Below are 12495 nucleotides of genomic sequence, written 5' to 3'. Positions count from 1 at the left end.
TTACTCACCTTCTTTTTGCATATTCTGAATACGTGCCAGTCTTTCTTGAAGTTGTTTTTCCGCTTCTGGACTAATCGAAGTTTCTTTAGGTGTTTGGTACCCTTCTTTTGCCCAATCTGGCAGCTTCTCTTTGCGAACAACGTTTTTATTCCGTGAATAGTTATTATTTGACCGCGCAGCCGAAGTATTTTGCTTCCGGTCTTGATTCTTTTGGTATTTCTCTGCGTTTTCTTGGTACAGGTCACGTACTTTCTTCAAAGCAGCTTCTGGTGTTTTGATCTCATTTTGAGCCCAATCATTCGATATCGTATAAGCCAGTCCCTTTTCAAAAACGACTTTTCCTTGGACGACCAAAATGTAATGGATCAAGATATTGATCACCGGATTCGATAAATGAGATTTTTTTACAATGTCTTCCAATGTCCATTCTTCTGGTTTAGAGATGTACCCATTTTTCTGTTCTTTGATATCGTTCATAAATTCAGCCGGAGAATACTGCTTGCTGGCTTCGATCACTAGAATATCAGAGTCTGAAAAACCTTGGTGTTTCAAATCTTGTTCCCTTTGTGATTGAGTGGCCGTAGTGACTTCTAGTTCTTGTTGCACAACATCCTGCAACTGTATTTTCTCTTTATTTTCGCGGTGGAAATCATCAACAATATTTTTCTTCAATTTGCGTGCATCAATAACGCCTGTATCCATATCTGATGCTTCCAAAATATAATGCTGCATCGACAATTCATTAATAGCATACATATGGTGCAACGTCAGAATCGTTTCACGAATATCCGCTGTAATCGCCGAACGATTTACATAGTGCTGATTTAATCCATTGTAAAAGAAGTTCCAATCAAATGTGTCAGCATTCAAAGTGACTGCAGATTCCGCTGCATCCCCAATCAGTGAACGAGAGGATTTGAATAAGGTCTCATGTTGTTTCAACTGATCTGTATTCATATGATAGACATCCAAAAAAGACTTCGTAATTTCAGCATATTGATCTTTATTTATGGGCTGGACTGAAAATCGATTGCGCAATTGCTTGAATTTTCGTTCACCCACTCGCTCCAATAACAATAAACTAAATAAATCTTCTTCAAAAAAAGCTTTACTCGTTTGAGGTTTTTGGAGTTCATAGACATACAGCTTTTCGGGCTCGGTTTGGACAAAAGTTTTCAATAAGCCGATAGCTTCCAGTCGAATTCTGGCTTGATACACTTCTGGCATTCCGAGATTCAATAACGACAACAATTCTGCGTGAAGAATCCCTTCACTCCAAAATGTATCTTTCTCTGTTTCTGTCCACAACGTCATATATAAACTGTAGGCTGCAGAACCAATTAAAGGTTGATACAAAAAGGTCAGAATCTGTTGGTCGATATCCGAAAGCAATGCACTCTGTTTGACCATAAATCCATCTTTAGGACTCAGGTTTTTCCAAGGATACGACATACTTGGCTACTCCTTTCGTATCACTTATTTCTTTTCGGTTTTCTTCCGTTCCAATTCTTTCATTTCTTCCATAAAAACTCCAATGTCTTTAAACTGACGGTACACACTAGCAAAGCGAATATACGCTACATCATCGACCTCTGCTAATTTTTCCATCACGTGTTCTCCAATAACCGTTGAAGACACTTCATTTTCTCCTAAACTACGGATATCATTTTCAATTTCATTCACAATTTTTTCCATTTGATCCATCGGAACAGGTCTCTTCTCACAGGACCGGATTACACCCCTAAGGATCTTTTCACGGTTAAATTCTTCGCGATCGCCATTCTTTTTCACTACTAATAGTGGAACACGTTCAATTCTTTCAAATGTTGTAAAACGGTATCGACACGATTCGCATTCTCTTCTACGACGAATAGCTCGTCCTTCATCTGCTGGACGGCTGTCGATGACCCTAGTTCCATTGTGTTGACAGCGAGGGCATTGCACTGTTCATCATCCTTTTTTTAAAAGTATTTTTTTGTATAATCATCCTATTGTACTTTGTTATATAGCCTATTATAACACAGATAGGAATTCTAAAAAACAGCTTATTCCTTATCAGAACAGGTTTTCCTTTTCCAAACCCTTTTTACAAGAACTGAAAAAAGCTAACGAAATCAGATAAATTCTGATGATTTCGTTAGCGTGTTGTTGCATCCAGGTTATTTACGAAGATCTTGCTTATCAAGCCAATACAACACTTGGTGTTGAGTGTTTTCTTTGGAGCCGTTGTTATCGATCACAAAATCGGCTTTCATGATTTTTTCAGTAATGGATTGTTGAGCAGCTATCTTTTGTTGAGCAGCTTTGACATCAATTTGATCTCGCTGCATCAGCCTCTCCAATTGTATACTGGGTGTAGTGGCTACCACCATTACTTTTTCTACATCCTGATCATATCCACTCTCAAATAGTAAAGGAATATCCAACACTATTAGTGGAGCTCCTTGATCAATGTACTTTTCTTTTTCAGTCTGAATCCAGACAGCTATCAAATCACCCAGTATATGATTTAATTTTTTTAATTCCGCTTTGTTTTGAAAGACAATTTTTCCCAATGCTTTGCGGTCTAAATTCCCGCTGGTCATTACGACCTCTTTCCCAAATGCAGCTTCTATCCGTTTTAACCCTTCTGTTCCTGGCTTTACTACTTCGCGGGCACCGACATCAGCATCTACTACAGGTACGCCAGCTTGTTTAAAAACATTGCTTACAGTTGACTTTCCAGTAGCAATACTGCCGGTCAGACCTAAAACAAAAGACATTTGAGTCCCCCCATCCTTAGCTCTCGCTCTTGACTTCATCCGATACTACAGGCAAGACATTTTTTTCAGTCCATTTTTGACAGTGTGCACAGTAATGCGTGCCCCGTTGAGCAACTTTCATTTTTTGAATCGGTCTTCCACAATTGATACACGGTTGTCCTGTACGTCCATAAACGGTTAGTTTTTGTTGAAATTGCCCGGCTTCCCCTAATGCGTTAAGGTAAGATCGTATCGTAGTTCCTCCCGCTTTGATGGCATTCCCCAACACTTGGATAATGGCTTGATGCAGCTTTTTAACTTCTGCCGGCTTCAAAGAATTGCCGGGTCTTATGGGGTGTATCTTAGCTTTAAATAAAGCTTCATCTACATAAATATTTCCTAATCCCGTTACCAATCCTTGATCCAACAATGCTGGTTTTATGGCTTTTTTAACGCGGCTTAACTTAGATTGAAACGGTTCTAGCAAAAACACCTCTGTAAAAGGCTCGGGCCCCAATCGCTGAATTCCAGCAACCGTTTCTTCCTCTCCCAGAGAGACCAGTTCCATCCGTCCAAACTTACGAACGTCCAAGTACCGAATATCTCTGCCGTCTGTCAGATGAAAAACGACATGTGTATGTTTTTTTAATTCATCTTCAGAAGGAACCACTTCATATTTCCCTTCCATGCGCAAATGTGAAATCAAGGTATAGTGATCAAAATCCAGCAACAAAAATTTTCCTCTGCGCCTAAATTTCCGCAAGGTTTCCCCCAATAATAATTCTTTAAAAGCTGCACTCGATATCGCTCCCGCAATAATCCTATCCCAATACACAGAGACATTTTGAATCGTCACCTGATTTACTGTCGCCTCAAGACCTTTGCGGACAGTTTCAACTTCTGGTAATTCCGGCAAACTTTATTTCCTCCATTCCAACACTTTACTTCGCTTCGTACCAGCTTTGGCCGAAGTTGCTGTCTACTTTCAACGGCACGCTCAAATCGACGGCATGCTCCATTACATCTTCCACCATTTTCTGCAAAGCCGGGATTTCTTCTTCTGGTGCTTCAAAAATCAACTCATCATGCACTTGCAATAACATCGTCGCTTTCAGATCAGATTCTTTTAACGCTTGAGCAATTTTAATCATCGCTACTTTCAGAATATCTGCAGCACTACCTTGAATAGGCGTATTAATAGCTGTTCTCTCGGCAAATGAACGCAAGTTAAAGTTGCGTGAATTAATGTCTGCCAAATAACGGCGACGATTGAACAACGTCTCCACAAAGCCCTTTTCTTTTGCTTCTCTGACGACATCTTCCATATAAGCTTCAATACCAGGATATTTTTCGAAGTACGTATCAATAAATTGCTGTGCTTCTTTACGTGTAATTCCTAAGTTTTGAGACAATCCATAATCACTGATACCATAGACGATTCCAAAGTTAACAGCTTTCGCACGTCGGCGAATGTTAGCTGTCACGTCTTCTGGTTTATCAATACCAAATACACGCATAGCAGTACTGGAATGAATATCCTGCTCTTCTATGAAAGCTTCTTTCATATGTTCATCATTGGAGATGTGAGCCAATACACGCAATTCGATTTGTGAGTAATCTGAGGCAAAAATCTTCCAACCAGCTTTTCTAGGTACAAACGCTTGGCGTATTTTACGACCTTCTTCCAGACGAATCGGAATGTTTTGCAAGTTAGGATCAACCGAACTCAAGCGACCTGTACGAGCAATAGTTTGCATATAGCGCGTATGCACTTTACCAGTATCCGGACGCACAACTTTTAATAATCCTTCTACATAAGTAGATTGGATCTTCGCAATTTGCCGGTAGTTTAAAATAAATTCCACGATTGGAGCTTGATCCTGCAATTGTTCTAGAACCCCTACAGCTGTTGAATAGCCTGTTTTGGTCTTTTTGATTACTGGATAACCCATTTTTTCAAATAAAATAACGCCTAATTGTTTCGGTGAATTAATATTGAACTCTTCACCAGCTTCTGCGTAGATTTTTTGTTCGATTTCTTTTAACTGAATCGCAAATTCATCTCTCATTTCTTCCAATCGTTTACCATTTACGGTGATTCCTTGGATTTCCATATCAGCAAGAATGATCGCTAATGGCAACTCGATATCTGAAAACAACTCTTTTTGATCGTTGGCAACCAATTTTTCCATCAAGGCAGGTCCCAAAGTAGCAATAGCTTTTACCTTTCGAGCCAAGTGCGTGTGCATAACAGAAATATCTTCAGGAACTTTGATTTTAGCTCCTTTTCCATAGACACTTTCGTCTCCAGCAACATCATGGTAATCGTACTCTTCTGCAATGGCTGCTAAATCATTGGAGTTGTCTTTCACATCCAGCAAATAAGCTTCTAACAATACATCATATTGAATAGCAGATAACTTAATGCCGTAACGATCCAAAGCCACATAGACTTGTTTAGCATCAAACGCAGCTTTTGAAAGAGACTCATCTTCTGCCCATTTTTTGAATACTGGAGAGGTTAAAATAGTATCTGCTTCTCCTACATAGATCCGTTCTGCATTTCCCCAACTGATGCCTACGATCTCCGCTGTGTGGTAGTTGTCGTTCAACATTTGTACATAGAGAGCCATGTCTTTTTCAAACATGTCTTCGGTAACTTCTGTCACGACTTCATACGTAATCTCTGTACGATTGGCTTCTTTTTCAGCATCTAATTCTGTAGTATCCAGATTGCTTAAATGAGATTTGAAATCCATCTCTTTATAGAATTCCGTTAATTTCTTCAAATCTGCTCCATGATACTCTAAATCGTCTATCGTAATTTCAAGAGGTGAATCGGTATCGATAGTAGCCAAGCGTTTACTCATCAGCGCAATATCTTTTTCATTGATCAAGTTTTCCTTGCGTTTGCTTTGCTTCATAGCACCGATATTTGCATAGACACCTTCAACCGAACCATATTCTTGCAATAACTTCAACGCTGTTTTATCGCCAATCTTGGTAACACCTGGAATATTATCGGAACTGTCCCCTGCTAACCCTTTCATGTCGATAATTTGTAAAGGGGAAATCCCCATTTCTTCTTTGATCGATTCAACTGTATACGGTTTGAGATCAGAAACACCTTTTTTTGTAATATCTACACGAACATTTTCTTTAGCCAACTGAGTCAAATCACGGTCACCAGAAATGACCACTACATCAAATTCTTCCGGATCCACTTTGACAGATAAGGTTCCTATAATATCATCAGCCTCATAGTTCACCAACTCATAATGCGCAATCCCAAATCCTTTTAACAAATCACGCAAATAAGGCATTTGCTCTGTAAATTCACCAGGCGTTTTAGAACGTCCAGCCTTGTACTCCGGAAAATATTCTGTTCTAAAAGTCGTATTTCCTGCATCAAAAGCCACTAAAATATGAGTGGGGTCTTCTGCTTTCAGCACACTTTGAATCATATTATGGAATCCATATAAAGCATTGGTGTGCAGGCCATAATGATTTTTAAATTTTTCCAATTGAGCGTGTAAGCCAAAGAAAGCACGAAAAGCTACGCTACTTCCATCGATCAGCACTAATTTCTTTTTTTTAGTCATTTTATGTCTCCTCATAACCATTATTTAGCTGGTTTTCAGCTCCAAGCTAACAAAGTTTTCTCTTTACTATTCTAACAAAAAAGCAAGTAGATAGCGAGAATCGAAGAAGCCTCTTTTCAAAACAACATCGAGCAATTTTATACAGGGTCTCCTTTAATTAAAGAAAACTCCTGATTTTTTATTTCCCAAACTTGGTCAGCTGCTTGATCCACAAAATATTGATCATGAGAAGTAAAAATAACTGTACCTGGATAACCTCTCATAAACTTTTCTAAAGATTTGATCGTTTGGATGTCAATAAAGTTAGTTGGTTCATCCAATATCAATACATTAGACGGTTTAATAAACAGCAAGGCCATGGAAATCCGTGTGGCTTCTCCACCACTTAACGATTTGAGTGGTTTCCTAATTTCCATTTGTGAAAAACCTAGATTATTCAATACAGAACGCACAATTTTTTCTGAAAAATCAGTTTGTTTCATCAAATAATCCAGTAGTGAAGAGGAATCAGTTAACTTGTACGCCATTTGTCGATACGTGCCGAAAACTACTTTCGGAGAAAGAGTGACGCCTTCTCCATCTGATAAAATAGATTTTAATAAAGTCGATTTTCCACTTCCGTTTTCTCCAATAATAGCGATTCGTTTTCCAAGAGGAAATTGAAAGTTTGCTTTTTTCAAAAGCAGCTTATTTCCTCCGTATAAATCGATATCACTGCCTCTAATTGGGAATCGGTTGTGTATCGCTAATTCTTCGCTAGCAGGAAATCGAATTTCTTTCGTTTCTTGAAAAGCTTCAACCTTTCCCAGTTGTTCAATTCGTTTTTCCATCGCTTTAGCTGTTTTTTGAACATTCTTTTGAACAGTATCTTTTTGTTTGGAGGAAGACAATCGATCGGGACGAATCGCACGTTTCTTTTGTTTTTCATTGACTTGACTTATTTTTTGAGCTTGTTGCTTTTTTTGTTCTACTGCTTGTTCCAAGCGTTTTTTTTCTTTCGATACTTTTTCAAACTCTCTTTGCTGTTCGCTTTTTTCTTGTTCTTTCTGTCGCACATAAGCTGAATAATTCCCTGCATATTCTTGAACAGTCCCCTTGTCTACCTCCCATATTTTGGTTACTAACTGATCTAGAAAATAACGATCATGGCTTACTACAATCAATGTTCCATAATAATATCTTAGTTCTTCAATTAAAAATTGGACGCTTTCTCGATCCAAATGGGTTGTTGGTTCATCCAACAATAACCCCATTTGATATAGAGACAGTGTCTGAGCCAGTCTAAATTTGGTCTCTTCTCCTCCACTCAATGTTTCGATGGCATTATTCGGCACTTTGAGTCGCCCCATAATGTGAGAATCCAACTCTGCAGCTTGTTTTGTTTCATCCATCTCTTCCACCTGATGAAAATAATTAAATACTACCTGACGATTAATCGTTCCGGAATTTGGTTGCAACTCTCCACTTATCACATTCAATAAGGTGCTTTTTCCTTGTCCATTTTTACCTACCACTCCAATACGCTCATTTTGATAAGCTGTGAGCTGTTCAATCCATAAGACCTCTTTGTTTTGAAAACTGACTTCCATATTTTTTAGCTCAATAGATAATTCTTCCATTATATTTGCACTCCTTTATTATAGTCCATGCAAATCAACAGTTTTTAGGTACGCAAAAAAGAGATAGATCCCCCTATCTCTTTTTTCGACATTTATCTCAATAGTTTTTTAAGGATTTGAAAATGGGTAGACTGCTCCCTAATATCTGTCAATATAACAGGACCTTTTAAATAGTTATTTAATTAACGATTTAAAAAGTTAGTGCGCAATCTCATTGATGCTGTCATTTTCAAATCCTCCATTCCGTTTTTAGTTCTCTCATTGTACCACATTTTTCTACTGTATTAAACAGCTTATTGATTACTCAATGAAGTTTGGCTTAATAACGTTTCATAAGCTTTTTCAAATTTTTGAACATCACCAGCACCCATAAAGATCACAACTGCATCGTGGTGGTTCAATAATGGAGAAACATTGTCTTCCGTTAAAATCGGAGCTCCACCGTCAATTTTAGCCGCTAAATCATCGATTTTTACAGAGCCTTGCTCTTCTCTGGCTGAACCAAAAATATCACACAAGTAGACACTATCTGCTAGATTTAGGGAATCAGCAAATTCACTCAATAACGCTACTGTACGTGTAAAGGTATGAGGTTGGAAAACCGCAATGATTTCTTTGTTTGGGTATTTCTGACGAGCAGCATCCACTGTGGCACGGATTTCTGAAGGATGATGAGCATAATCATCAATGATCGTCATATCTTCCATTTTCTTTTCCGTAAAACGACGTTTGACACCTTTAAATGTCATTAAGTTTTCTTTCACTTTTTCAATATCAATGTTTTCATATTGGCATATCGCAATGACAGATAAAGCGTTCAAGACATTGTGTTTACCAAATGTAGGAATTTCAAAATGTCCAAAATATTCCTCTCTCATATACATATCAAATTCAGAACCTGTTGTAGAACGCGTTAGATTTTTAGCTTGGAAATCATTATTTTCTTCAAATCCATAATACAAAATAGGTACATTGGCTTGAAGTTGTTGCAATTGTTCATCGTCTCCGCACGCAACGATCGCTTTTTTTACTTGATGAGCCATCGTTTGGAAAGCATCAAAAACATCTTCTACGCTGGTAAAGTAATCGGGATGATCAAAATCTACATTTGTGATGATGGCATAATCCGGCTCGTACGCCAAGAAATGACGGCGATATTCACAAGCTTCCAATACAAAGAAATCTGCGTCAGGAACTCCATGACCGGTTCCATCTCCAATTAAATAGCTGGTATCTTCAATATTCCCCATAACATGTGCCAAAAGACCTGTTGTACTGGTTTTTCCATGTGAACCTGTAATCGCAATACTGGTATAATTATTGATCAAAGCACCAAGGAATTTATGGTAACGAACCACTTCAAGTCCAAGTTCATTTGCCGCTACAATTTCGTCATGCGTATCTGGAAAAGCATTCCCTGCAATAATAATTTGCCCTTTTTTTATGTTGTCTTTATTAAAAGTCATCATTGGAATATGAGCTTCTTCAAGACTTTTTTGGGTAAAGAAATATTTTTCTATGTCAGAACCTTGTACCTTAAAGCCTTTATCATGCATGATCAATGCTAAAGCACTCATTCCAGAACCTTTAATCCCTACAAAGTGATAAACTAATTCTTCATTCATATTTTTATTTCCTCCATATAGTCATTCAAGCGTCACGAGTCTACACGCCTTAACCCAACGCCGTTTTTTAGATTCAATGTTTTTTTTCAACAAAAAATAAATCAACTTTTTCTATCTCAAAGTTAATTTTAGTCTCAATAGAGCTCCAGCTTGTTTACATGCTCAGAACGGATTCAGTATACCACGATTTAATTTAGACGGAAACTCAAAAATGTCAAAAAACTTATTGTTGTAAAGACTTCATAATAATAAACCGCCTTCATGACAGATCTTTAACATAAATAAGGCTTTTCATTGAACAACCCCCTTCTTTTTTACTATTAAAATAGAGTAGGATAATGAAATTTTATATTTACTGCACTAATTCTACTGGTACACAACTGAATCGTGTTGTCTCCTAACTTATGAGTAAAATAGTAGCGAAAACCATTTCATTGCGGTAAAGTAAGTGTGTTAACTAATTATCCAGAGGAGGATTCATAAATGGCTCAAAAGAACACGTTTATTTTTCACAATGGTGTAGAAATTCCGCATATTGGTTTTGGTACTTGGCAGATTCCTAATGATGAGGTTTACAAACCAGTCAAGATTGCCTTACAAAATGGCTACCGTCACATCGATACTGCTGCAGCCTATCAAAACGAAGAAAATGTAGGAAAAGCGATCAAAGATTTTGGTTTAGAACGTGAAGAAGTATTTATTACCAGCAAATTGCGTGCCAGTATCAAAGGCTACGATTCTACTATAGAAGAGTTTGAAAAAACGATCGCTGAATTAGGGGTAGATTATCTAGACCTGTATTTGATCCACGCTCCATGGCCTTGGGAAGAAAAAGGAAAAGATTGTACTGAAGGAAATATACAATCTTGGAAAGCTATGGAAAAATTGTACAGTGACGGAAAAATCAAAGCCATCGGTGTTTCCAATTTTGAAATATCCGACATTCGGGCGATTATTGATCAATGCGATATCGTTCCAATGGTCAATCAAATTCCTTTCTACATCGGTCGTTACCAAGCGCAAAAAGAATTGGTTGAGTTTTGCCATGAACACAATATTGTTGTGGAAGCATACTCTCCTCTTGCAACTGGAGAATTGTTAAACGGTAAAGAAATTACTGAAATGGCCAAAAAATATGACGTAACACCTGCTCAAGTCTGCTTACGTTATTGTTTAGAAAAGAATACATTGCCTTTACCAAAATCCACTCATGAAGGACGTATTATTGAAAATACGCAAATAGACTTTGAATTATCTGCTGAAGATGTAGCTTTATTGGATACCGTCAAAGACGTTCGCAACTAAACTGCGGCATCTAAGCAATGGAAATTTTTTCCGTTGCTTTTTTGTTTAGAAAAATAGTTGTCAGATCAAAGGCTGAGTGCTAAAGTAAATGCAACGGTTTTCAAATCGTGTATATGGATTTAAAAGGAGATTTAATCATTGAATAAACTACATTCTATACCAGAAAATGAATTAAACGAACTAACAAAAATCATTTCAGATACTGATCGTCTTTTTGTGGGCGAAGCAATCCCCGAAGATTATATCTATGATGAATACGCTGGAGAAACAGGGGCTATTTATGCGGTCGCTTTACCAGTGACAAAATCAGAAGTTATTCAATTGGTCAAATTTGCTAATCATGTCGACATCCCGATCATTGCTCGCGGTGCTGGTACTGGCTTGTCTGGAGCTACTGCACCTGTTAAAGGTGAACTGATCATTGATGTTCATTTGATGAATAAGATCATCGGCTTGGATGAAGAAACGATGACGTTAACAGTTGAACCTGGTGTTTTACTAGGCGAGATCCAAGAATTCATCGAGAAAAAAGGCTTCTTTTATCCACCAGATCCAGGTTCAAAACATTCTTCTATTGGCGGTAATGTAGCCACAAACGCCGGTGGAATGCGTGCAGTTAAATACGGTGTTACGCGTGATTATGTCAGAGAACTAGACGTGGTTTTAGCTTCTGGTGAAGAAATGACTTTGGGTTCATTGAATATCAAAAGCAGTTCGGGCTATGATTTAAAAGACCTCTTTATTGGTTCTGAAGGAACACTTGGTATTACTACTCTGATCAAGCTGAAAGTAATTCCCGTTCCAAAAGCCAGCTTGTCAGCTATCGTCGCTTTTTCAACTTTACAAGATGCAACTAAGGCTGTGTTGGACATTTTAAAACATGGCGTTGATCCTACTGCATTGGAGTTTTTCGAAAAAGACGGAATCGCGATCAGTGAAAAAGAAAACAACTTGCCCTTCCCTGTTCAAAACGGACAAGCCTTTTTATTGCTGACTTTAGATGGCGACAGCAGCGAGTCAATTGAACGCCGTATGGTCTTGCTTGAAGAAACTGTTAAACAACACCATTTAGTAGAACTATTGCCATTGACAGATCCTGCTGCTGAAAAGACAGCCTGGTTCTTACGAGACACACTACTGACTGCAGTTGTGAATTATACCGAACAAGTAACACTGGACGAAGTTGTTCCGATCAATCAGCTGGCCACTTTGTACCAATACACAAAAGAATTGGAAGCAGAAAGCGGCTTGAGTATGATCAGTTTTGGTCATGCTGGAGATGGAAATCTTCACACTTGTGTGGCTCGAGGCGAAGTTCAAGATCAAGCAGAATGGGAAACCAAACGAGACGAGGTTTTGCATAAACTATATGCAAAAATTGGCGAACTAGGTGGATTACCTTCCGCAGAACACGGTATTGGAGTCATAAAAAAAGAATATTTTGCTGCTCTGACAGCCAACATCAACATTGATATGATGCGCAAAGTCAAAGCTGTCTTTGATCCTGATAATCGATTAAACCCCACAAAAGTATTTTAATTTTTTATTTTTAAAAACAGTTATTCTTTCATCTATCTTAAGATATTAAGCAGGCTTGCTGATA

Annotated in this window: 9 protein-coding genes; 2 read left to right on the top strand and 7 right to left on the bottom strand. The window is 38.0% G+C overall.

Annotated elements, in window-relative coordinates:
- The 7 genes from ACEN36_RS00340 to murC all read right to left on the bottom strand — a co-directional run bounded on the left by ACEN36_RS00340 (nt 1) and on the right by murC (nt 9587).
- The gene (locus tag ACEN36_RS00340) at nt 1-1452 is read right to left on the bottom strand and encodes a replication initiation and membrane attachment family protein (RefSeq protein ID WP_407102252.1); all 1452 of its coding nucleotides are present in this window, start codon (nt 1450-1452) and stop codon (nt 1-3) included.
- 24 nt (nt 1453-1476) lie between these two features.
- Complete coding sequence (gene nrdR, locus ACEN36_RS00335) at nt 1477-1944, bottom strand: transcriptional regulator NrdR (protein ID WP_407095743.1); 468 nt, start codon at nt 1942-1944, stop codon at nt 1477-1479.
- A gap of 215 nt (nt 1945-2159) precedes the next feature.
- Nucleotides 2160-2762, bottom strand: a complete 603-nt coding sequence (gene coaE, locus ACEN36_RS00330; RefSeq protein WP_407102251.1) for a dephospho-CoA kinase — start codon at nt 2760-2762, stop codon at nt 2160-2162.
- A gap of 16 nt (nt 2763-2778) precedes the next feature.
- The gene (gene mutM / locus ACEN36_RS00325) at nt 2779-3657 is read right to left on the bottom strand and encodes a DNA-formamidopyrimidine glycosylase (RefSeq protein ID WP_407102250.1); all 879 of its coding nucleotides are present in this window, start codon (nt 3655-3657) and stop codon (nt 2779-2781) included.
- A 25-nt stretch (nt 3658-3682) separates the two neighbouring features.
- Entirely contained in the window at nt 3683-6343 is a 2661-nt protein-coding gene (gene polA, locus ACEN36_RS00320) for a DNA polymerase I (RefSeq protein WP_407125744.1), read from the bottom strand.
- A gap of 137 nt (nt 6344-6480) precedes the next feature.
- Nucleotides 6481-7962: an Msr family ABC-F type ribosomal protection protein gene (locus ACEN36_RS00315; RefSeq protein ID WP_407095739.1), complete on the bottom strand. Its 1482-nt coding sequence runs from the start codon at nt 7960-7962 to the stop codon at nt 6481-6483.
- Between the two features lie 293 nt (nt 7963-8255).
- Nucleotides 8256-9587, bottom strand: a complete 1332-nt coding sequence (gene murC / locus ACEN36_RS00310; RefSeq protein WP_407125743.1) for a UDP-N-acetylmuramate--L-alanine ligase — start codon at nt 9585-9587, stop codon at nt 8256-8258.
- A 483-nt stretch (nt 9588-10070) separates the two neighbouring features.
- Between murC and ACEN36_RS00305 the strand changes: the two genes are divergently transcribed.
- Both ACEN36_RS00305 and ACEN36_RS00300 read left to right on the top strand, forming a co-directional pair.
- On the top strand, nt 10071-10892 hold the full coding sequence (locus ACEN36_RS00305) for an aldo/keto reductase (protein WP_407095737.1): 822 nt from the start codon (nt 10071-10073) through the stop codon (nt 10890-10892).
- Nucleotides 10893-11030: 138 nt separating this feature from the next.
- Nucleotides 11031-12431 (top strand): FAD-binding oxidoreductase, encoded by a 1401-nt coding sequence (locus tag ACEN36_RS00300; RefSeq protein ID WP_407095736.1) that lies wholly within the window; start codon nt 11031-11033, stop codon nt 12429-12431.
- Nucleotides 12432-12495: the final 64 nt, after the last annotated feature.

This window comes from Desemzia sp. FAM 23989 (assembly GCF_045528345.1).
GTDB lineage: Bacteria > Bacillota > Bacilli > Lactobacillales > Carnobacteriaceae > Desemzia.
The sequence above is the reverse complement of the archived record's forward strand: the minus strand, read 5'-3'. Positions and strand labels throughout refer to the sequence as shown.